Genomic DNA, 20,645 nt, shown 5'->3' on the forward strand with positions numbered 1-20,645 from the left:
TGAACGATGAACTTCCTGCCACCCGGAACGCGGAACGCCCGGAAGGAATTCCTCCCGGGCGTCCCCGCACGTACCAGTACCAGCCTGCGTCAGCCGTACATCCGCCGCATCGCGAAGTCGACCATCTGCTCCACGGCCTTCGCGTCGAAGACCATCCGGTGGTCACCCTCCATGTCGAGGACGAAGCCGTACCCGGTCGGCAGCAGGTCGATCACCTCGGCGCCGGTGATCACGAAGTACTTCGACTCCTTGCCCGCGTACCGCCGCAGCTCCTTGAGCGAGGTGAACATCGGGATGACCGGCTGCTGGGTGTTGTGCAGCGCCAGGAAGCCGGGGTTGTCGCCGCGCGGGCAGTAGACCTTGGAGGTCGCGAAGATCTGCTGGAAGTCCTCGGGCGCGAGCGTGCCGGTCGTGAAGGCGCGGACGGCGTCGGCGAGCGACGGAGGAGACGGCTCCGGATACAGGGGCGGCTGCTGACCGTACCCACCCTGCACACCCCCCTGCATGCCGGCCTGCATCCCGCCCTGCTGCGGCGGGGCGTACTGCTGCTGGGCACCCGGATTCTGCTCGTAGCCGTACATGGGGGCCAGCCTATCGACCCGGGGCCGGTCGCAGCACTGCCCACGGACGGTCGACGCGGAGGGCGGCACCGGACGGCACCGACCTGACGAATCCGTGCCGAATCCTGCGGCTCGCGTCACAGATCACGGGATAGGGGTTGCTCTTATTACCGGTGGGTAGCATCATCGTAGAGAAGCGTGGGCTACTCACCGGTAGTACGAGCAGGACGCGCGCGTACCAGGACATCCGCCTCCCCGAGCCTTTACGGAGCCGTCGCCATGGGGCACTACAAGTCGAATCTCCGCGACATCGAGTTCAACCTCTTCGAGGTGCTCGGCCGCGACAAGGTGTACGGCACCGGGCCGTTCGAGGAGATGGACGTCGAGACCGCCAAGAGCATCCTCGACGAGATCCGCCGCCTCGCCGAGAACGAGCTCGCGGAGTCCTTCGCCGACGCCGACCGCAACCCGCCGGTCTTCGACCCGGAGACCAACACCGCCCCCGTGCCGGCCTCCTTCAAGAAGTCGTACAACGCCTTCATGGAGTCCGAGTACTGGCGTCTGGGCATCCCCGAGGAGATCGGCGGCACCGTCTCCCCGCGCTCCCTGATCTGGGCGTACGCGGAGCTGCTCCTCGGCTCGAACCCGGCCATCTGGATGTACTCCTCCGGCCCGGCCTTCGCCGGCATCCTCCACAACGAGGGCAACGAGGCGCAGAAGAAGGTCGCGCAGATCGCCGTCGAGCGCCGCTGGGGCTCCACGATGGTCCTGACCGAGCCCGACGCCGGTTCGGACGTCGGCGCCGGCCGCACCAAGGCCACGCAGCAGGAGGACGGCTCCTGGCACATCGAGGGCGTGAAGCGCTTCATCACGTCCGGTGAGCACGACATGGAGGAGAACATCCTCCACTACGTCCTCGCCCGCCCCGAGGGTGCCGGCCCCGGCACCAAGGGCCTCTCCCTCTTCCTCGTCCCGAAGTTCGAGTTCGACTGGGAGACCGGCGAGCTGGGCGAGCGCAACGGCGTCTACGCCACCAACGTCGAGCACAAGATGGGCCTCAAGGCCTCCAACACGTGCGAGATGACCTTCGGCGACCAGCACCCCGCCAAGGGCTGGCTGATCGGCGACAAGCACGACGGCATCCGCCAGATGTTCCTCATCATCGAGTTCGCCCGCATGATGGTCGGCACGAAGGCGATCTCCACCCTCTCCACGGGCTACCTCAACGCCCTGGAGTACGCCAAGGAGCGCGTCCAGGGCACCGACCTGGCCAACTTCATGGACAAGGCCGCGCCCAAGGTCACCATCACGCACCACCCCGACGTCCGCCGCTCGCTGATGACGCAGAAGGCGTACGCCGAGGGCATGCGCTCCCTCGTCCTCTACACGGCCTCCGTGCAGGACGAGATCGCGATCAAGGAAGCGGCCGGCGAGGACGTCAAGGCGCTGCACGGCCTGAACGACCTGCTGCTCCCGATCGTCAAGGGCTACGGCTCCGAGAAGGGCTACGAGCAGCTCGCGCAGTCGCTCCAGACCTTCGGCGGCTCCGGCTTCCTGCAGGAGTACCCGATCGAGCAGTACATCCGGGACGCCAAGATCGACACCCTCTACGAGGGCACCACGGCCATCCAGGGCCAGGACTTCTTCTTCCGCAAGATCGTCCGCGACCAGGGCGCGTCCCTGAACGCGCTGTCCGAGGAGATCAAGAAGTTCCTCGCGGTCGGCACCGGCGGCGAGGACCTGGCCGGCGCCCGCGACTCGCTCGCCAAGGCCGCCGTCGACCTGGAGAGCATCGTCGGCACGATGATCACCGACCTCACCGCCACCGGCGAGGACGTCAAGAACATCTACAAGGTCGGCCTCAACACCACCCGCCTGCTGCTCGCCTCCGGCGACGTCGTCGTCGGCTACCTGCTCCTGCGCGGTGCCGCTGTCGCCGCCGAGAAGCTGGCTGCGGGCGCGGCGGACAAGTCCGCCAAGGAAGCAGCCTTCTACCAGGGCAAGATCGCGGCCGCGAAGTTCTTCGCCGCCAACGTCCTGCCGGGCGTGAGCGCCGAGCGCGCCCTCGCCGAGGCCGTCGACGGCTCGCTGATGGACCTGGACGAGGCCGCGTTCTAGGACGCCCCTCGCCCACACAGACGACGGCCCGTCCCCGGGGAGGGGGGCGGGCCGTTCTCCGTTACGAGGCCGCTCTCTTTTCCGCGGCCGCTCTACGAGGAGCGTCGTCCCTACGAGGAGCGTCGTCCCTACGAGGGGCGGCCGCCGAACTGCCAGTCGTGGACCTCGATGGCCGCGTACGCCTCCGCGGTCAGGACCGCGCGGGCCGCGTCCGGGTCCGGCGCCCGGACGAGCGCCGCCGTGCCCAGCCAGTCGGCGCCGTCGTCCGAGAGCAGCGGCCCGTAGGCGATCAGCTCGTCCCGGCCGGACGGCACGTCGAGGTCGGCGGCGGGTCCCGTACCGAGACCGAGCACCAGGAACCGGTTGCCGCCCGTGCGGCCGCCGGGGAAGTCCCACATGGTGCGCCCGAGCGTGTTGCGCCACCGGCGCACCATCACGTCCCGGTAGGCACCGGCCTGGTAGTTGGGCTCGTCGAAGGCGAACGCGCGGGCGGCGGCCACATCGGGCAGGTCGAGGATGTGCACGCTGCCGCTGAGCGTCTCGCCGTCCTCGGCGAAGGTCGGGCCGCGGGCGATCATCTCCTTCGCGAACCCGTCCATGTAGGACCAGTGCGCTTCGAGCAGCTCCTCGCGCAGGGGCAGGGATCCGGGCCGGTCACGGTGGTAACAGAGGAATTCCATGCCCAAGGATCTCCCTGCCGGACCGACCGGGCGAGCGAATTGCGGGCACACGTATTCGCATTCCGGTCCCTGCGTAAGGTGAACCCATGAGCAGCGCAGCTTCCCGTCCGACCGCCGGCGCATTCGACCGCGGACACACCGACGACCTCATGGCCTTCCTGATGGCCTCGCCCTCGCCGTACCACGCGGTCGCGAGCGCCGCCGAGCGGCTTGAGAAGGCCGGCTTCCGCAGGGTCGAGGAGACCGCGGCCTGGGACGGTACGACCGGCGGGAAGTACGTGGTCCGCGGCGGCGCGATCATCGCCTGGTACGTGCCGGAGGGCGCCTCCGCCCACACCCCGTACCGGATCGTCGGCGCCCACACCGACTCCCCCAACCTGCGCGTCAAGCCGCAGCCCGACATGGGCGCGCACGGCTGGCGGCAGGTCGCGGTCGAGATCTACGGCGGCACCCTCCTCAACACATGGCTCGACCGCGACCTCGGCCTCGCCGGGCGTCTCACCCTCCGCGACGGCAGCCACCACCTGGTCAACGTGGACCGGCCGCTGCTGCGGGTCCCGCAGCTCGCCGTCCACCTCGACCGGGGCGTCAACGACGGCCTCAAGCTGGAGCGCCAGCGCCACATGCAGCCCATCTGGGGCATCGGCGAGGTCCACGAGGGCGACCTGATCTCCTTCGTCGCCGCCGAGGCCGGGGTCGACGCCGAGGACGTGAGCGGCTGGGACCTGATGGTGCACGCCGTCGAGGCGCCCGCCTACCTGGGCCGCGACCGCGAGCTGCTGGCCGGACCGCGCATGGACAACCTGCTCTCCGTCCACGCCGCCGTCGCCGCGCTCGCCTCCCTCGCGGGCCGCGACGACCTCCCGTACATCCCGGTCCTCGCCGCCTTCGACCACGAGGAGAACGGCTCCGAGGCCGACACCGGCGCCCAGGGCCCGCTCCTCGGCAACGTCCTGGAGCGCTCGGTGTACGCGCGCGGCGGCTCCTACGAGGACCGCGCGCGGGCCTTCGCCGGCACCGTCTGTCTCTCCTCCGACACCGGCCACGCCGTCCACCCGAACTACGCGGAGCGCCACGACCCGACGCACCACCCTCGCGTCAACGGCGGCCCGATCCTCAAGGTGAACGTCAACCAGCGGTACGCCACCGACGGCAGCGGCCGCGCGGTCTTCGCCGCCGCCTGCGAGAAGGCGGGCGTGCCCTGGCAGTCGTTCGTCTCCAACAACGACATGCCGTGCGGCACGACGATCGGCCCGATCACCGCCGCCCGCCACGGCATCAAGACCGTCGACATCGGCGTGGCGATCCTCTCCATGCACAGCGCCCGCGAACTCTGCGGCTCGGACGACCCGTACCTCCTCGCCAACGCCCTGGTCGCGTTCCTGGAGGGCTGAGCGCCGGGAATCACCGCCGGCCGCGAAACATCCGCGAAAGGCCCCGCTTGGCAGCCTCTGCCTCATGCATCGTCATGAGGGTCCCGCACGGGGGAAGTTCGCCGTAGGTCTCGCCGTCGCCGTCGTGCTCGCCACGGCGGCGGCGGCGTTTCTGATCAGTACGTTCAACGAGCGGCCCCCGTGGGGGACGGACATCGCGTACGAGGGGGGCTTCGTCCAGGCCTCCCGCATCCGCGGGTACGACGTGGACGGCTCGCGCACCAAGGCGCTGCTCGCCGGGGAGTGCGCGCTCATGGAGCGGCAGGGGATGGGCGGCGACCGGGCCGTGCACGATCCGGCGGCATGGGTCGCCGGATGCCTGGACGGGGCCGCGGGACGCCCGTCCAGGAACCAGGGGCTCGTGCGTTAGGGCCTGTCCGACCATCGGCGTCGGATCAGGGTCGGACACGGCTCAGGGCCTGTCCGACCCCGATCCGCCGGACACGGCTCAGGCGTCCATGCCCGCGAGGATCAGGGGGAGGCGGGCCGTGCCCGTCTCCGTGATCTTCACCGGGACGCCCCAGTCCTGCTGGTGGACGTGGCAGGCCGGGTACTCGTTCGCCGGGTCGTCGTCGCAGGACGCGGCCATCGCCGAGACGTGCAGGACGCCCTCCGTGAGCTCCGGGTTCAGGTCGAGCTCCCGGAACAGGTCCGTGCCCGTGCCCTCGCCCGCGAGGAGGAGTTCCGGCGGGGTGGAGGAGACCAGGAGGCGGGTCGAGGGGCCGTAGCGCTCGTCGAGCTTCTGGCCCGTCGGGGCCTGGAAGACCACGTCCAGACGGAGACGGCCCGGGGCGACCTCGGTGGCCTCGCGGCGGGTGCGGTGGGCGACGGCCTCCACCTGGACGGCCTCCTCGGGGAGGCGCAGCCGGGTCAGCCGGTGCCGGGCGGACTCCACGACCACGATGTCGCCTTCGACGAGGACCGCGTCGCTGGGCTCGCGCAGGTCCGTGGCGAGCGTCGTCACCTCGCCGGACGCCGGGTCGTAGCGGCGCAGGGCGTGGTTGTACGTGTCGGAGATCGCGACCGAGCCGTCCGGGAGGGCCGTCACGCCCAGCGGGTGCTGGAGCAGGGCCTGGGCGGCGGCGCCGTCGCGGTGGCCGAAGTCGAAGAGGCCGGTGCCGACCGCCGTGTGGACGGTGTACCCGTCGGCCGCCGGCTCGATCCAGCGCACGGCGCTGGTCTCGGAGTCGGCGATCCACAGCCGGTCCTCGGTGGCGGCGAGCCCGGAGGGCTGCGCGAACCAGGCCTCGGCCGCGGGGCCGTCCACGAGACCCTCGTTGGTGGTGCCGGCGGCGACCTCGACGGTGTTCGTGGCCGGGTCGTACGTCCACAGCTGGTGGACGCCGGCCATGGCGATCCACACCTTGCCCTGCCACCAGGCGACGTCCCACGGCGAGGACAGGTCGACGTCCAGGGCGGGCCCGGAGGTCGGGGAGCCCTGCCACCACTGCCTACCGGTGCCGGCGACCCGCTCGATCGCGCCGGTCGCGGGGTCGAGGACCCGCAGGGCGTGGTTCACGGTGTCGGCGACGACGACCTTGCCGTCGGGGAGCTGCGCGAGGCCCTGCGGCTCCCGGAAGACGCCTTCGCCGATGCGGCGCACCACGGTCTCGCCGTCGGCGGCGAGCTCGACGAGCTGGTGGCGGGTGGTGTCGGAGACCAGGAAGTTCCCGGACGGCAGCAGGATCGCCTTGCCCGGGAAGCGCAGGTCGGTCGCGACGGGCTCGGGCGCCACGTAGGGCCCGTCCCCGCGCCGCAGCGTCCCCTTGGCCTCGTGCTCGGCCTCCAGCTCCTCGACGAGGGTCCGGATGGCGTTGGCGTGCCCCTCACCGGCGTGCTGGGCGACGACGTACCCCTCGGGGTCGATCACGACGAGCGTCGGCCACGCGCGGACGGCGTACTGCTTCCAGGTCGCGAGCTCCGGGTCGTCCAGTACGGGGTGGTGCACCTCGTACCGCTCGACGGCGTCGACGACGGCCTGGTGCTCGGCCTCGTGCACGAACTTCGGCGAGTGCACGCCGACGATGACGAGCGTGTCGCGGTGCTTCTCCTCCAGGTCGCGCAGCTCGTCGAGCACGTGCAGGCAGTTCACGCAGCAGAACGTCCAGAAGTCGAGCAGAACGATCTTTCCTCGCAGGTCGGCGAGGGTCAGATCGTCCCCGCCCGTGTTCAGCCAGCCGCCCTTGCCGATCAGCTCGGGGGCACGGACACGGGCACGGCGGGGCGGGGTCGCGGGCGCGGAGTCGTTCATGGGTCAAGGGTGCCGTACGGGTGGAAATCGTGGGTCGGGTGGGGCCGGGGTGCGTGTCCGGGGCGGGGTGGGGGCGGGGTCTTGGTCAGCATGACGGGCATGGCGGAGCGCTTGATCGGATCATCTGACCATTCCCTCCGGTGGGTGAGGGGCGGGCTCCTGGCGTTGCTGTGCGCGCTGCCCTGCCTCGCCCTGCCCGCGACCGTCGCTCGGGCCGGTGGGGTCGGGGACGGGGCCTTACGGGTCACCGTGACGGTGAACGGGCGCGGGAACAGCGGGGTGCGGCCGCCCGACGTCCGGGTCGGCGGGCCGGTCGTGAAACGGTACCGGCTGGTCAACCATGGTGAGGCGCATCTGTACGGGGTCGAGGTCGTCGACCCCACCGTGCCCGGCGGGGCCGTGCGGTGTCCCGGCCGGCCGCTTCCCGCGCTCGGGGAGCTGGAGTGCGTCGCCAGGTTCCGCGCCGCGCCCGGGGCGCACCGGGGCACGGTCCGCGCGGAGGGCTCCGTCCCCTCGCTCGGGCGGCGGCTGACCGCGACCGCCCGCGCCGGGTACACCGGGGTCGCCGGGGGCCTGCGCCTGACCGAGCGGGTCACCGTCGGGCCGCCTCCCGGCCGGCGCTCGGTCGGCGTCACGGACACCGCCACCGTCACGTACACCGTCACCAACCAAGGCAGCCGGCCCCTCCACGCCGTACGCGTCGAGGACACCGCCCTCGGTCTGCGCGCCGGCTCCGTGGACTGCGCCGGGCGGCCCGGAACCGTGCCCCGGCTCGCCCCCGGCGCCTCCGCCCGCTGTACGGCCACCGTGCGGCGGCCCCCCGGCACCCACCGGAGCACGGGGCTCGTCTCCGGGAGCGACCGGGTTTCCACGTACGGGCCCGGCGGGGAGCGGGTACCGGCGCCGACGCTCGTGGCCCGGTCGGCGGCCGTGTTCACGGTGGTCGATCCCGTACGGACGGCGGATCCGGTACGGACGGCGGATCCCGTACGGATGGCGGATCCCGTACGGGGGAGGGGGAGCGGCGGGGCGCCGGGCGTACCTGGGGCGCCGGGCGTACCTGGGGCGGCTGGTGAGACCGGGGCGGCTGGTGCGCTCGGGGCCGTAGGCGCTCCTGGGTCCGGCGGCCTTCCTGCTCCCGGGGCCGCCGGGGCTTCCGCTGTTCCCGTCCCGGGGGCCGGTGTTCCGGTCCCCGGAGCCGCCGGTGCCGCCGGTGCCGCGGTCGTACCCCCGAACGCCGTACCCCCGGAGGCCCGACTCCCCGACGCCTTGCCCCCGGCAGCCGTGCCACCGCCGGCCGTCCCCCCGGCCCAGCCCCTCGCCCCCGCCGCAACGGACACCGCAGCCACAGCGACCACCGACGCCGCCGGCCCCACCGGCCCCGCCGCCGCCCGTCGTGCCGTCGCCCTCGACAACGAAGGGTTCCTCGGGCGGCTGCGGCGCCGGGGGCGTGAGGCGAGCGAGTTCGGGGTGGTGGCGATGCTGCTGCTGATCCTGATCCCGGCGGCCGCCGCGGCCGCCCTTCTCGGCAACCGGAGAAGCTGACCGTGGCCCTGCTCGAAACGTTCGTCGTCGTCCTCGGCGTCGCGTTCGTCGCCGCCCTCGCCGTCTTCGCCAAGACCAGGCTCTTCCCCGTCCACGAGGACGAGGAGCCCCGGGAGGACGTCGCCGAGTACATCGCCATGATGGTCTCGGTGCTCTACGCCGTCGTCCTCGGCCTCTGTCTGGTCTCGGTCTGGGAGACCCGGTCCTCCGCCGCCGACCACGTGCAGGTCGAGGCGAGCGCCCTGCACCAGATGTATCTGCTCGCCGACGCGCTCCCCGCCGACCGGCGGCAGCCGGTGCGCGACGCGGCCGAGACGTACGCGCGTCATGTCGTCGACGTCGAGTGGCCGGTGATGGAGGCCCGCGAGCCGCTCGACCCGACCGGCTGGCGCCTGCTCGAACAGCTGCGGCGGGCCGGCGAGGTGAGCGACTCCGCGAAGGTGCCCCAGCAGATCGCCGCCCAGGAGGTACTCGCCCAGCTCAGCTACATCGACGACGCGCGGCGCGGCCGGGAGGCGGCGGCGCAGGAGCGGCTCTCCCCCGTGCTGTGGACGGGGCTGCTCATCGGGGGCGCGCTGACGCTGGCGTTCATGTTCCTCTTCGGGATCAGGAGGAGCACGACCCATGTGGTGATGGTGATGGGCCTCTCCGGCTTCATCGCGTTCACCGTGCTGCTGATCCATCAGCTCGACTCGCCGTTCGGCACGACGCTGGGGGCGACCCCGGACGCGTTCACCCGCTACTTCGGGTGAGAAGCGCCGGTCGTGCGGGCAGGCATGGCGGCGTGAAATATCTCGTACGGGACAAGATCTTCGCGATCGGCGACGACTACTGGATCGAGGACGAGCAGGGCCGCCACGCCTTCCTCGTCGACGGCAAGGCCCTGCGCCTGCGCGACACCCTGGAGCTGAAGGACCCCGACGGGCAGGTCCTGATCACCCTGCGGCAGAAGATGTTCAGCCTGCGGGACGCGATGACCATCGAGCGCGACGAGCGGCCGCTGGCGACCGTCCGCCGCAAGCGGCTCTCGCTGCTGCGCAACCACTACCGGGTGACGCTCGTCGAGGGCACCGAACTCGACGTCAGCGGCCGGATCCTGGACCGGGAGTTCACCGTCGAGTACGAGGGCGAACTCCTGGCCCACATCTCCCGCCGGTGGTTCCACGTCCGCGAGACGTACGCGGTGAACGTGGTCCGCGAGGACGCGGACGCCGCGCTGCTCGTCGCGGTGGCGGTCTGCGTGATCCGGATGGCCGAGCGGGAGCGGGAGGACTGAGGCGGCGGACGCCTAGAGGGCCTTGTCCAATGCCTGCTCCAGGTCCGTCCACAGGTCCTCGACGTGCTCGATGCCGGTCGAGATCCTGACGGTGCCGGGGCCGATACCGGCCGCCTCCAGGGCCGCCGCGTCGAGCTGGTGGTGGGACGTGGAGGCCGGGTGCATCACCAGGGTCTTCACATCGCCGAGGGAGACGCTGAGGGAGGCGACGCGGACCGCCTCGACGAAGGTGCGGCCCGCGTCCCGGCCGCCCGCGAGGTCGACCGAGATCACCCCGCCGCCGCCGTCGGGCAGCAGGCGCGCGGCGATCTCCCGGTCCGGGTGGCTGTCCAGGGAGGGGTGCCGTACGGCCGCGACCGCCGGGTGGGCGGCGAGCCGGGCCGCCAGGTCGGCGGCGCTCGCGCACTGGCGCTCCATCCGCAGGGACAGGGTCTGGATGCCGCGGAGGGTGAGCCAGGCGGCGAACGGGTCGGTTGAGGCGCCCTGTTCGACCGAGTGGTGGCGGATGCGTTCGTACAGCTCGGCGTCCTTGAAGACGGCGACGCCGCCGAGGACGTCCGCGTGCCCGGCCAGGTACTTGGTCGCGGAGTGGACGACGATGTCGGCGCCGTGGTCCAGCGGCCGGAAGAGGAGCGGCGAGGCGAAGGTGTTGTCGACGGCGACCGGGACCCCGGCCTCGGCGGCGACGGCGGCGAGCGCGGGCACGTCGGAGACGCGGGTCGTCGGGTTGGCGATGGTCTCCAGGTAGAGGAGCCGGGTCTCGGGGCGCAGGGCCGCCCGCACCTCCTCCGGGTCGGTGCCGGAGACGTACGTGACGTCGACACCCCAGCGGGTGGCGAGGTCGGTGAGCACCCCGTACGTACCGCCGTACAGGCAGGTCTGGGCGATGACGTGACCGCCACTGGCGAGCAGGCCGAAGAGGACGGCGTTCACGGCGCCCATGCCCGAGGCGAAGGAGATGCCGGCGGTGCCGCCTTCGAGGCGGGCGACGGCGTCCTCCAGGGTGCGGACGGTGGGGTTGCCGTGGCGGTTGTAGAGGAAGGCCTCGGTGGAGGTGAAGGCGGTGGCGAGGGCGTCGGCCGAGTCGAAGGCGAAGACGTGCCCCTGGTGGAGGGGGACGCCGAGCGGCCGGCTGCCGGTGATCTCGACGTGGGGCGGGTGGACGGCGAGGGTCTCGGGACGGGGGGAGGCCGAGGAGGACGACGTGAGGCTCATGAACTCAGTCTGTGGACAGGCCGTTTGCCTTCCCAGGGCCAATCCCGGCAGATTGGTTCGGCGATGAAACCAATCGATCGGTCCCCGGACGCGTCACCGGGCACCCGCGAGGTCCCCGAGACGCTCGACGGCCTCGTCTCGCGGCTCGGTCGCTGGTCCGCCGGCCGCGGGCCCCTCTATCTGCTGCTCGCGGCCCGGCTGCGCCGCCTCGTCGACGAGGGCGCGCTGCCCCCGGGCGCGCTTCTGCCGCCCGACCGGCGGCTCGCGAAGGCCCTTGCCGTGGGCCGAACGACGGTGGTCGCGGCGTACGACACCCTGCGTCAGGAGGGGCGGCTGGTCCGGCGGCAGGGCAGCGGCACCCGGGTCGCGCGGGCCGCGCTCGCACCGGAGGCTACCGAGGGGGCGCGCGTGACGGAGACGTCGAACCCGCTGTTCCTGCACCTCCTGGAGGCGCCGGACGGTGTGATCCTGCTGAGCTGTGCGGCCCCGGTGGAGCCGCCGCCCGAGCTGGCGGAGGCGTACCGCTCGCTCGTCCTGCCGGGCGGCGACCTCGGCTACCACCCGGCCGGTCTGGGCGTGCTGCGGGAGGCGGTGGCGGCGCGGTACGCGGCGCGCGGGGTGCCGACCGGGCCCGGGCAGATCCTGGTCACCACCGGTGCGCAGCAGGGGCTCTCGCTGCTCGCCCGGCTGCTGCTGGCGCCGGGGGACGGGGTGTTGGTGGAGGCGCCGACGTATCCGGGGGCGCTGGACCTGTTCCGGGAGGCGGCGGCGATGCCCCTGCCGGTGGCGGTCGGGCCGGACGGGCTCGACGTGGCGGAGGCGGTACGGGTGATGGAACGCCACCGTCCCGCCCTGGCCTATGTGGTGGCCCGGTTCCAGAACCCGACGGGGACGGTGCTTCCGCCGCTCGCCGGACGCCGTCTGGTGGAGGCGGCGAACGCGCTGGGGGTGCCGCTCGTGGACGACGAGGTCCTCGGCGACCTGGCCTTCGACACCGCACCCGAACCCCCGACGCTCTCCGCGTACGGCGACGTCATCGGGGTCGGTTCGCTCAGCAAGGTCGTGTGGGGCGGGCTGCGGATCGGCTGGGTGCGCGGCCCTGCGCCCCTGATCGCCCGCCTCGGCCGGCTGAAGGCCCTGCACGACCTGGGCTGTGACGTGCCGTCCCAGCTGGTCGCGGCCCGTCTGCTCGACGACTTCGCCGCCGTACGGGCCGCCCGGCTGCGCACCCTCCGCGCGGGTCACGCCCACCTCCGCGCCGAGCTCGCCCGCCGTCTCCCCTCCTGGTCCTGTGCCCCGGCGACCGGCGGCCAGACCCTCTGGGTGCGGCTCCCCCACGGCGACGGCGTCTCCTTCGCCCAGGTCGCCCTCCGGCACGGTGTGGCCGTCCTGCCGGGTGCGACCACCGACGCGCTGGGCGGCAGCGTCCGGCATCTGCGTCTGCACTTCCTGCAGCCGTCCGACGTGCTCACGGAGGCGGTACGGAGACTGGCGGCGGCCTGGGCGGAGTACGCGCCGGTCCCGGGACCGGAACCCGTGTCGGCGTCCCTGCGGGGCATCACGGTCTGAGTAGACAGGTGGAATCCAGCCTTGCGCCCCGGGCGTCACCACGGAAACATACGGTGCACCTGCAAAGTGATGATCGTTCTTTTCCATGGGGGCGCAGCGGCATGGGTTTTGACGAGGACTGGGCCGGAATGCGGCCGGTCACAACCGAACAAGCCCCCGTCGGAACGCGGTTGAACCAGCTCGACGGCGGCGGCGGCGGAGGCAGCGCCGGCGGGCCGTCCGACCTGGCTACCGCACCAGCAAAGAAGAAGGCCGCGGCAAACACCATCGAGACCGAGCTGGAACCGGACACCGCCAAAGCCGCCAAGGTCGCGGACGCCGCCACGACCGCCGCCGTCGGCGCCTTCGACGGCTGGGCGACCGCGGCCGGGCTGAAGACGGTCGAGACCACCTGGGACGACCAGGTGAAGAACCTCCTCGCCCGGCTCGCCTCCGAGAAGACCGCCCTGCGCGGCACCGCCGTCGCGTTCAGCCGGCAGGAACTCGACACCCGTGCCCGTATCGCGGGGGTCCGGCCGGCCTCCTCCATCGAGAAGTACTGAGGAGGCGTACGGACATGCTGACGTACTCCGAGATCATGACGACCGACCTGGGCAAGCTCGCCACCACCGCCGACAAGTGGACCGAGATGGCGGGCGACCTGCACAAGGTCGAGGAGCGCTACCGGGACAGCGTGCAGTCGCTGACGACGGCGCAGACCTGGCTGGGCGAGAGCGCGACCGCCGCCCACACCAACTTCTCCGCGACCCGCTACGAGTACCAGGCGGCCCAGAGCCAGGCCAAGGCCACGGCGACGCTGCTGCGCAACGCCCACGAGCAGTTCACCGAACTGAAGAAGCAGCTGGAGAACGCCCGCGCCGACGCCGTCAAGGCCGGGATGAAGGTGTCCGAGCAGGGCAGGGTGGCCTACGACTACGAGCGGCTGTCGCCGAGCGAGCGCAGCGCCCTGCACCACGACCCGGACGGCGCCAAGAGCGTCCGGGAGGCCGAGACGGCCTGGACCGAGCACCTGGACGGCTGCGTCAAGGCCTTCGACGTCGCCGACCAGGACCTGAAGAAGGACCTGGAGGCCGTCGTCAAGGACGGCTACGGCAACAAGAACGACGAGACGCTCGGCACCGGGTTCAACGGTGACGCGGGCAAGGTCGCCGCGGCCGACGACAAGGCCAAGGACGACCGGATGAACCTGGCCTGGCTGAAGATGAAGGACGACGAGACGCTCGACGACTACGTCCAGCGGCTCCAGCGGGACGGCATCGCGAAGCTCACCGGCAACGAGAAACTCGCCGATCTGGTCGACAAGTTCACCAAGGGGACCATCACGGCGGGCGCGTTCGCCGGCGCCCTGACCGCGGCCGGCCTGTACTCGTACAAGCTGTCCAAGGCGGTCCGGCCGCCGTTCGTCCACCCGACCGCGCCCGGCACCTTCCTGTCCCGGCAGTTCAACATGCGGCTGGCCGGGGCGGCTCCCGGCAGCCTGCTCACCAAGGTGCCGCCGGGCCTCGCGACCGCGCTGACCGGCTCCGACGAAGCCGCCATGTTCGGCGGGTTCATGCGCAACGGCGCCTTCTTCATGCCGACCGCCGCCGAGGCGAACCTCCTGAAGGTCGCGCAGAACGGCGGCCTCGCCAACGCCGCCAAGGCGGCCGGCTGGATCCGGGGCGCCGGTGTCGTCGGCGGCGTGGCGGCCACCGCGTACGGCGTGGCCAACCTCGCCACGTACAACACGGACATGATCAAGGCCGACCCGGCGAAGTTCGCCTCGGACCTCACCGGGACGGCCTTCAGCGCCTCGATGACGGCACTGACCGTGGCCCCGAACCCGGTCACCCTCGGTCTGGCCGTCGGCACCGGAGTGGCCTACGGGGCCGCGCTGATCTGGGACAACCACGAGGCCATCGGGAAGGGTATCGAGGAGGCCGGGGACTGGATCGGCGACAAGGCGTCCGACGTGGGCTCCGGCATCGCGGACGGAGCGAAGAAACTGGGCAGCGCGCTGAATCCCTTCGACTGAGCCGTCCCCCTCTCCTCCGTGGCATCGAAACTCCGTGGCACCGAAGTCCCGTGACACCGAAGTCCCGTGGCACCGAAACAAGGAATCCGTTCATGCACACCCAGGTCAGCCCGTTCGAACTCCACGCGTGGAAGGAGGGAAACCGGCACAACTACAGCGCGGGCTGGAAAGGGGTCTCCCCGGAGTTCGGCGAGATCGTACTGACCGCCCCGCTCCCCCGCGCCAACCCCGAGACGATCGTCTCGGAGGTACGGGGCGGGCTGCTCCCCGTCGCCTCCTTCGAGGCGCGCGGAATGCACGCCGAGGGGCTCAAGCTGCCGACCCTGAACCGGTCCACGCTGCGGGTCGGCGACCGCATGGTGTACGTGGAACGGAACCGTTTCGGCGCCACCCTCGACCAGCGCGCCCTGACGATGCGGTACGCGGGCGACCACTACCGGCTCACGGCCCTCGACAAGAACTCCTACGTCCTGACCCGCGAGGCCGACGACGAGGACCCCGGGGTCACGATCACCGTCCGCGAGTCCGGGCGCGGCAAGAACCGCAGGCTCTCCGTGCGGGTCGCCGGACGCGCCGAGGGCGGGGACCTGGCCCTGGCCCTGATCTTCGCGGGCGTCGACCGCTCCGTCCTGACACGGGTCGGCGCGGTGAAGGCGGGCATCTCCCGCGTGACCCATTTCTGGACCGAGTCCCAGTACTGAGCCCCGTCACCAGGCCCGGTACCGAGCCCCGGTTCCCACCCCTCGACCGCCACCCACCCGCCCTACCCGAGTGAGCGACAGATGCCTTCCTTCGACGTGACCCGATCCCGTTTCCGGCTGACCGACGACGAGGTCTTCGTCCTCGCCCAGCTGGCGACCGGTCAGCCGGTCCCGGAGTCCATGGCGCCCGCCGAGGCGCGGCTGCGGGACGCCGGGCTCACCAACGCGGCCGGGGAGCTGTCCGCGCTCCTGCTGCCCCTGATGCGGACCCTCGTCCAGCCCTCCGTGATCGTCTCCCTGGAGTCGGGCGGCCGGCAGGGCACCCTGCACCACGGGATGCTCATCGGTGACGAGCACGTCGTCTGCCACGAGACCTGGCCGGGCGAGGAGGAGGCGGAGTACCGGCTCGTCGAGCCGAGGACCGTGGTGTGGACGCTGGCCGACCTGATCGCGCTGCGCCGGTCCGACGCCGCCGAGGCGGAGGAGCAGGTCGTCGAGACGACCGTCGGCGTCCTGCAGACGGGGCTCACGGCCCTGGAGAAGGCCGCGTCGACGCCCGGCGCGGACGAACAGGCCCTGGTCGACGAGGCGCTGCGGGCGGCCGGAGCCGCGGACGACACCGCCACGCGGCTCGCGCCGCTGATCGTGGAGCTGCGCTCCAACTGGCGGATGACCGCGGCCTGGCAGGGCCGCCAGGACGGCGTGCCGGGTGTGGCGGCCCGCGCGGTCGCCGCCTGGGACTGCGGTCCGCTCGGCCAGTGGCTGCGGGAGCTGCCCGCCGAGCCGATGGCGGAGGGCGGGGCGACGGCCGACAGCCCGTTCCGGCTGCGCCGCGTCGCCCCGAAGCGGATCTGGGAGGAGCTGACCGGCCTGCTGCCGGACGCCACGGAGCTCGTACGGGAGCAGGCGCCGCCGCCGCAGGCCTGACACGGGCTCACCGGGCTCGGTGGACCTGATGTCCTACGGCGGTGCCGGGTCGCTCGGCCCGGCTTCGGCCTCGCCGCTCAGCCGCGCTTCGGCGGCGCGATCCCCAGGACCCGGTCCTTCAGGGCCGGGAACTGTTCGCGGGTCGTGGTGACCTTCGCCGGGTCCAGGACGACCCGGAGGATCTCCTCGTCCGGGCCCGCCTCGGCGACGGTCTCGCCCCAGGGGTCGACGACGATCGAGTGGCCGGCCTGCTCCACGCCCCCGTGGGTGCCCGCCGTACCGCAGGCGAGGACGTACGCCTGGTTCTCGACCGCGCGGGCCCGGGCCAGCAGGCTCCAGTGGGCGCGGCGGCGGGCGGGCCAGCCGGCCGGGACCACGAAGGCCTGGGCGCCCGCGTCGACGAGCCCGCGGAAGAGTTCCGGGAAGCGCAGGTCGTAGCAGGTGCCGACGCCGACGGTGAGGTGCGGCAGGTCGACGGTGACGAGGTCCTCCCCGGCGGCCATCATCACCGCCTCGCCCTTGTCGAAGCCGAAGCGGTGGATCTTCCGGTAGGAGGCGGCGAGTTCGCCGTCGGGAGAGAGGACCAGCGAGGTGTTGTACAGCGCGCCGCCCTCCGCCTCGACGAACGACCCGCCGTGCAGCCAGACGCCGGCGTCGCGCGCCGCAGCGGCCATCTCGCGGTGCGTGGGGCCGTTCAGCGGCTCGGCCTCGGCGGCGAAGGACTCGTACGCGAAGGCGCCCGTGGGCCACAGTTCCGGCAGGACGACGAGGTCGGCGCGGCCGGATTCCTCCCGTACGAGACGCGCCACACGGGCGCGTCGGGCGTCGACCGGTTCGTCCGGGTCTACCGCGATCTGGATCAGCGAGGCGCGCACACTACCACCGTCCTGGCATTCGAGCCGTCAACACCGGCCTACGATCGTCACACGAAAGCACTGCCGGGGTGCCTTCGGGCAGCGTAACTTAGCGTCCGAGCCTCCCACCCAGTCGTGTTTTCAGCCCGCGCACCGAAGAACCGCCGAGGGGTCCCGTGACCGTCCATCCCAGCCTCCAGAACTACGCCGACGCCTGGACCCACTCCATCGAGGCGATAGCCGAGCTGGTGCAGCCGCTCGTGGAGGGCGAGTGGAACCGGCCGACACCGTGCCCAGGCTGGTCGGTGCGGGACATCGTGTCCCATGTGATCGGCATGGAGACGGAGATGCTCGGCGACCCGCGGCCGATCCACTCCCTGCCGCGTGACCTCTACCACGTACGCAGCGAATTCGCGCGCTACATGGAGGTCCAGGTCGATGTGCGGCGGCACCACACCGCGCCGGAGATGACCTCGGAGCTGGAGTACATCCTGATCCGCCGCGCCCGGCAGCTCCGCAACGAGAACCGCTCCCCCGAGCACCTGATCCGCGCCCCCCTCGGCGCCGAGCAGTCCCTGGAACTGGCCTACCGGATGCGCGCCTTCGACGTGTGGGTGCACGAGCAGGACCTGCGCGTCGCGCTCGGCGTGCCGGGCAACCTGGACTCGGCGGGTGCGCACGTGACCCGTGACGTGCTCCTGGAGGCCCTGCCGAAGGTGGTCGCCAAGGACGCGGGGGCTCCCGCCTCTTCGGCCGTGGTCCTCGACGTGAGCGGTCCGGTGGAGTTCCTGCGGACGGTACGGGTCGACGCGGACGGCCGGGGTTCGGTCGACGGCGCGCCCTCGCTCGGCCCCGCGGTGACGCTCGCGACGGACTGGGAGACGTTCGTACGTCTCGCCTGCGGCCGGGTCCGGCCGGCCGATGTGGCCGACCGGGTCAAGACGGAGGGCGACGAGGCGCTGGCGCAGGCCATCCTCGACAACTTCGCGGTGACGCCCCGCTGACCCTTCACACGGGGACGTGTACGGCCTCCACCCGGCTGGCGACGAGCCGTTCGCGTTCCCTGCGGTGGGTGCGGGCCTTGAGGCGCAGGATCTGCACGACGCCGACGGCCTCCAGCACGAAGACGGACGAGAACGCGATCCGGTAGTTGTCGCCGGTCGCGTCGAGCAACACGCCGACGGCGAGCAGCGTCGTCATCGAGGCCACGAAACCACCCATGTTGACGATGCCGGACGCGGTGCCCTGACGCTCCGGCGGGTTCGCCGGGCGGGCGAAGTCGAAGCCGATCATCGAGGCCGGTCCGCAGGCGCCGAGGACCAGGCAGAGGGTGACGAGCAGCCACATCGGGGCGTGCTCGCCGGGGTACGCGAGGGTGGTCGCCCACAGCAGGGCGGTGGCGGCGACCGTGCCGAGGGCGAGCGGGGCGCGGGCCGTGTGGTGGCGGGCGATGATCTGCCCGTACGCGAGGCCGACGACCATGTTCGACAGGACGACCAGGGTGAGCAGGCTCCCCGCGGTCGACCGGGACAGGCCCTGCGCCTCGACCAGGTACGGCAGTCCCCACAGCAGCAGGAAGACCATCGCGGGGAACTGGGTGGTGAAGTGCACCCACAGGCCGAGCCGGGTGCCGGGTTCCCGCCAGGACTCGGCGATCTGACGGCGTACGAAGGCGGCGCCCGCGTGGGTGGCGGGCTGCGGCTCGTACCCCTCGGGGTGGTCCTTGAGGAAGAGCAGCAGCAGGACCAGGACGACGACGCCGGCGAGGGAGCTGCCGACGAAGGTGGTCGTCCAGCCGAGGCCGTGCAGGGCGCGGGCGATGAAGACGGTGGAGACGAGGTTGCCGGCCATGCCGAAGAGGGCGGCGACCTGGCCGATGAGCGGGCCCCGGCGGGCCGGGAACCAGCGGGTCCCGAGCCGCAGGACGCTGATGAAGGTCATGGCGTCACCGCAGCCGAGCAGCGCCCGTGAGGCGAGCGCGGTGCCGTACGAGGGGGAGAGCGCGAAGCCCAGCTGGCCGAGGGTGAACAGGACGACGCCGAGGGCGAGGACCTTCTTGGTGCCGAGCCGGTCGACCATCAGGCCGACGGGTATCTGCATGCCCGCGTAGACGAGCAGCTGGAGTATGGAGAAGGTGGAGAGCGCGGAGGCGTTGACGTCGAAGCGGTCGGCGGCGTCGAGTCCGGCGACCCCCAGGGACGTACGGAAGATGACGGCGACGAAGTAGACGGCGACGCCGACGCCCCAGACGAGGGCCGCGCGGCGCCCGCCGGGCGGATCGCCGGGGAGGGTGACGGCGGAGCCGTATCCGTTGCGGTTGCTCACCGGTCCTCACCCCGGACCAGGACCTTGACCCAGCTGAGGTGCTGGCGGACGCAGTGCGCCGCGCCCTCCACGTCGCCGGCTCTTATCCGGTCGAGGATCTCGGCGTGCTCGGTGATGTTCTTGGCGACGCGGTCGGGCTGGGACTGCATCACGGCGACGCCCATCCGCAGCTGGCGGTCGCGGAGCTGGTCGTAGAGGCGCGAGAGGATCTGGTTGCCGGCGTGGCGGACGATCTCGGCGTGGAAGCAGCGGTCGGTGACGGCGACTTCGGCGAGGTCTCCGGCCTCGGCCCGCAGCTTCTGCTCCTCCAGGAGCTCTTCGAGCCGCTCGATGAGCGAGGCGGGCGCGGGCACGGCCCGGCGGACCGCGAACTCCTCGACGAGCAGCCGGGTCTCGACGACGTCGGCGATCTCCTGCGCGGAGACGGCGAGGACGAGGGCGCCCTTCTTCGGGTAGAGCTTCAGCAGCCCTTCCATCTCCAGCTTGAGGAGCGCCTCGCGGACGGGCGTCCGTGACACCCCCACGGCGAGGGCGAGTTCGCCCTCGGTGAGGAGGGTGCCTCCCTCGTAGCGCCGGTCGAGTACGGCCTGCTTGACGTGCATGTAGACACGGTCGGCTGCGGGGGGTGCGGATGCCATGAACACAGCATAGATACAACAGAGGTGCAACAGGCAGGCGCGTCCGCGATATGGACGTGGACCCGGTTAAATCCGGTGGTCGTAGCAGTCCGCGCCGCCGACGAGGACCGAGGTGAAGCACACCGGGAGGCCGTCCGGCCGGCGCGGGACCTCCTGGGAGGTGCTCCGGGTGAAGCCGAGCGAGAGGCCGGGAACGAAGGGGGACTCGCCCTCGGCCTCGCGGGCCGGGAGGCCCCGCAACAGCTCGTCGGCGGGCGTACGGAACACGTCGGCGCCGTCCAGGAGCACCCGCGTCGCGGTCCTCCGGCCTTCCCCCGGCCACCACAGCTCGACGGCCGTGACCGTGTCCCGCTCCTCCAGGAGCACCTTGACGCCGACGCCGTCGCAGGCGGTCGAGACGGTCACGAGGACGCGGTTCGGCCGGGTACGCACCCGGGGCTCACCCCAGGAGGAGACGGCGGCCACCGCCTCGTCGAGCGCCATGCCGAGCCGTACGGGCCCGGCGCCGTGCGGAGGTTCGAGCAGTAGGTCCATTCCCC

General features: G+C 72.1%; 20 protein-coding genes. 12 read left to right on the forward strand and 8 right to left on the reverse strand.

Annotated elements, in window-relative coordinates; translation table 11 throughout:
• Positions 1–89 precede the first annotated feature (89 nt).
• Positions 90–581, reverse strand: a complete 492-nt coding sequence (locus tag OG514_RS12425; RefSeq protein ID WP_266893878.1) for an SseB family protein — start codon at positions 579–581, stop codon at positions 90–92.
• Positions 582–839: 258 nt separating this feature from the next.
• Here OG514_RS12425 and OG514_RS12430 point away from each other — a divergent pair, with 258 nt between their 5' ends.
• Positions 840–2,678 carry an acyl-CoA dehydrogenase gene (locus OG514_RS12430; protein ID WP_266893880.1) on the forward strand — a complete coding sequence of 613 codons (1,839 nt, stop codon included), beginning with the start codon at positions 840–842 and terminating at the stop codon, positions 2,676–2,678.
• 128 nt (positions 2,679–2,806) lie between these two features.
• Here OG514_RS12430 and OG514_RS12435 read toward each other — a convergent pair whose 3' ends face one another.
• Entirely contained in the window at positions 2,807–3,358 is a 552-nt protein-coding gene (locus OG514_RS12435; protein ID WP_266893882.1) for a YciI family protein, read from the reverse strand.
• Between the two features lie 86 nt (positions 3,359–3,444).
• On the opposite strand from OG514_RS12435, the gene OG514_RS12440 reads away from it, so the two are divergent.
• Positions 3,445–4,752, forward strand: coding sequence for a M18 family aminopeptidase (locus OG514_RS12440; RefSeq protein ID WP_266893884.1), 1,308 nt, complete (start codon positions 3,445–3,447; stop codon positions 4,750–4,752).
• 64 nt (positions 4,753–4,816) lie between these two features.
• Entirely contained in the window at positions 4,817–5,161 is a 345-nt protein-coding gene (locus tag OG514_RS12445) for a hypothetical protein (protein ID WP_266893886.1), read from the forward strand.
• Positions 5,162–5,239: 78 nt separating this feature from the next.
• Here the strand turns inward: OG514_RS12445 and OG514_RS12450 are convergent, their stop codons facing one another.
• Positions 5,240–7,042 carry an NHL domain-containing thioredoxin family protein gene (locus tag OG514_RS12450; protein WP_266893888.1) on the reverse strand — a complete coding sequence of 601 codons (1,803 nt, stop codon included), beginning with the start codon at positions 7,040–7,042 and terminating at the stop codon, positions 5,240–5,242.
• A gap of 144 nt (positions 7,043–7,186) precedes the next feature.
• On the opposite strand from OG514_RS12450, the gene OG514_RS12455 reads away from it, so the two are divergent.
• Genes OG514_RS12455 through OG514_RS12465 form a run of 3 tightly spaced genes read left to right on the forward strand, consistent with a single transcriptional unit; the run spans position 7,187 to position 9,863 of the window.
• Positions 7,187–8,587 carry a hypothetical protein gene (locus tag OG514_RS12455; protein ID WP_266893890.1) on the forward strand — a complete coding sequence of 467 codons (1,401 nt, stop codon included), beginning with the start codon at positions 7,187–7,189 and terminating at the stop codon, positions 8,585–8,587.
• A gap of 2 nt (positions 8,588–8,589) precedes the next feature.
• Positions 8,590–9,339, forward strand: coding sequence for a DUF4239 domain-containing protein (locus OG514_RS12460; RefSeq protein WP_266893892.1), 750 nt, complete (start codon positions 8,590–8,592; stop codon positions 9,337–9,339).
• Positions 9,340–9,371: 32 nt separating this feature from the next.
• The gene (locus tag OG514_RS12465) at positions 9,372–9,863 is read left to right on the forward strand and encodes an LURP-one-related/scramblase family protein (protein ID WP_266893894.1); all 492 of its coding nucleotides are present in this window, start codon (positions 9,372–9,374) and stop codon (positions 9,861–9,863) included.
• 12 nt (positions 9,864–9,875) lie between these two features.
• Here OG514_RS12465 and OG514_RS12470 read toward each other — a convergent pair whose 3' ends face one another.
• Entirely contained in the window at positions 9,876–11,078 is a 1,203-nt protein-coding gene (locus tag OG514_RS12470) for a PLP-dependent aspartate aminotransferase family protein (RefSeq protein ID WP_266893896.1), read from the reverse strand.
• Between the two features lie 63 nt (positions 11,079–11,141).
• On the opposite strand from OG514_RS12470, the gene OG514_RS12475 reads away from it, so the two are divergent.
• The 5 genes from OG514_RS12475 to OG514_RS12495 all read left to right on the forward strand — a co-directional run bounded on the left by OG514_RS12475 (position 11,142) and on the right by OG514_RS12495 (position 16,289).
• Positions 11,142–12,647, forward strand: coding sequence for a PLP-dependent aminotransferase family protein (locus tag OG514_RS12475; RefSeq protein ID WP_266893898.1), 1,506 nt, complete (start codon positions 11,142–11,144; stop codon positions 12,645–12,647).
• A 170-nt stretch (positions 12,648–12,817) separates the two neighbouring features.
• Positions 12,818–13,189 carry a hypothetical protein gene (locus tag OG514_RS12480; protein ID WP_266893900.1) on the forward strand — a complete coding sequence of 124 codons (372 nt, stop codon included), beginning with the start codon at positions 12,818–12,820 and terminating at the stop codon, positions 13,187–13,189.
• Between the two features lie 14 nt (positions 13,190–13,203).
• Positions 13,204–14,661 carry a hypothetical protein gene (locus OG514_RS12485; protein WP_266893902.1) on the forward strand — a complete coding sequence of 486 codons (1,458 nt, stop codon included), beginning with the start codon at positions 13,204–13,206 and terminating at the stop codon, positions 14,659–14,661.
• A gap of 92 nt (positions 14,662–14,753) precedes the next feature.
• On the forward strand, positions 14,754–15,362 hold the full coding sequence (locus tag OG514_RS12490; RefSeq protein ID WP_266893904.1) for a hypothetical protein: 609 nt from the start codon (positions 14,754–14,756) through the stop codon (positions 15,360–15,362).
• A gap of 81 nt (positions 15,363–15,443) precedes the next feature.
• Positions 15,444–16,289 (forward strand): histidine kinase, encoded by an 846-nt coding sequence (locus OG514_RS12495; protein ID WP_266893906.1) that lies wholly within the window; start codon positions 15,444–15,446, stop codon positions 16,287–16,289.
• Positions 16,290–16,366: 77 nt separating this feature from the next.
• Here the strand turns inward: OG514_RS12495 and OG514_RS12500 are convergent, their stop codons facing one another.
• Entirely contained in the window at positions 16,367–17,164 is a 798-nt protein-coding gene (locus tag OG514_RS12500; protein WP_266893908.1) for a carbon-nitrogen family hydrolase, read from the reverse strand.
• A 155-nt stretch (positions 17,165–17,319) separates the two neighbouring features.
• Here OG514_RS12500 and OG514_RS12505 point away from each other — a divergent pair, with 155 nt between their 5' ends.
• A complete protein-coding gene (locus tag OG514_RS12505; protein WP_266893910.1) occupies positions 17,320–18,147 on the forward strand; it encodes a maleylpyruvate isomerase family mycothiol-dependent enzyme in 828 nt (275 codons plus the stop codon).
• 4 nt (positions 18,148–18,151) lie between these two features.
• Here OG514_RS12505 and OG514_RS12510 read toward each other — a convergent pair whose 3' ends face one another.
• The 3 genes from OG514_RS12510 to OG514_RS12520 all read right to left on the reverse strand — a co-directional run bounded on the left by OG514_RS12510 (position 18,152) and on the right by OG514_RS12520 (position 20,640).
• Positions 18,152–19,468, reverse strand: a complete 1,317-nt coding sequence (locus OG514_RS12510; RefSeq protein WP_266893912.1) for a nitrate/nitrite transporter — start codon at positions 19,466–19,468, stop codon at positions 18,152–18,154.
• On the reverse strand, positions 19,465–20,106 hold the full coding sequence (locus OG514_RS12515) for a GntR family transcriptional regulator (protein WP_266893914.1): 642 nt from the start codon (positions 20,104–20,106) through the stop codon (positions 19,465–19,467). The genes OG514_RS12510 and OG514_RS12515 overlap by 4 nt, the downstream gene beginning before the upstream one ends.
• 66 nt (positions 20,107–20,172) lie before the next feature.
• Positions 20,173–20,640 (reverse strand): hypothetical protein, encoded by a 468-nt coding sequence (locus tag OG514_RS12520; protein WP_266893916.1) that lies wholly within the window; start codon positions 20,638–20,640, stop codon positions 20,173–20,175.
• Between the last annotated feature and the right edge of the window lie 5 nt (positions 20,641–20,645).

The organism is Streptomyces sp. NBC_00572 (assembly GCF_026341815.1).
GTDB lineage: Bacteria > Actinomycetota > Actinomycetes > Streptomycetales > Streptomycetaceae > Streptomyces.

What these genes read in the sequence shown, in the direction of transcription:
- OG514_RS12515 (WP_266893914.1), bottom strand. Translation starts at nt 20,106, where the DNA reads ATGGCATCCGCACCCCCCGCAGCCGACCGTGTCTACATGCACGTCAAG.
- OG514_RS12485 (WP_266893902.1), top strand. Translation starts at nt 13,204, where the DNA reads ATGCTGACGTACTCCGAGATCATGACGACCGACCTGGGCAAGCTCGCC.
- OG514_RS12520 (WP_266893916.1), bottom strand. Translation starts at nt 20,640, where the DNA reads ATGGACCTACTGCTCGAACCTCCGCACGGCGCCGGGCCCGTACGGCTC.
- OG514_RS12495 (WP_266893906.1), top strand. Translation starts at nt 15,444, where the DNA reads ATGCCTTCCTTCGACGTGACCCGATCCCGTTTCCGGCTGACCGACGAC.
- OG514_RS12440 (WP_266893884.1), top strand. Translation starts at nt 3,445, where the DNA reads ATGAGCAGCGCAGCTTCCCGTCCGACCGCCGGCGCATTCGACCGCGGA.
- OG514_RS12470 (WP_266893896.1), bottom strand. Translation starts at nt 11,078, where the DNA reads ATGAGCCTCACGTCGTCCTCCTCGGCCTCCCCCCGTCCCGAGACCCTC.
- OG514_RS12445 (WP_266893886.1), top strand. Translation starts at nt 4,817, where the DNA reads ATGCATCGTCATGAGGGTCCCGCACGGGGGAAGTTCGCCGTAGGTCTC.
- OG514_RS12475 (WP_266893898.1), top strand. Translation starts at nt 11,142, where the DNA reads ATGAAACCAATCGATCGGTCCCCGGACGCGTCACCGGGCACCCGCGAG.
- OG514_RS12490 (WP_266893904.1), top strand. Translation starts at nt 14,754, where the DNA reads ATGCACACCCAGGTCAGCCCGTTCGAACTCCACGCGTGGAAGGAGGGA.
- OG514_RS12430 (WP_266893880.1), top strand. Translation starts at nt 840, where the DNA reads ATGGGGCACTACAAGTCGAATCTCCGCGACATCGAGTTCAACCTCTTC.
- OG514_RS12425 (WP_266893878.1), bottom strand. Translation starts at nt 581, where the DNA reads ATGTACGGCTACGAGCAGAATCCGGGTGCCCAGCAGCAGTACGCCCCG.
- OG514_RS12435 (WP_266893882.1), bottom strand. Translation starts at nt 3,358, where the DNA reads ATGGAATTCCTCTGTTACCACCGTGACCGGCCCGGATCCCTGCCCCTG.
- OG514_RS12450 (WP_266893888.1), bottom strand. Translation starts at nt 7,042, where the DNA reads ATGAACGACTCCGCGCCCGCGACCCCGCCCCGCCGTGCCCGTGTCCGT.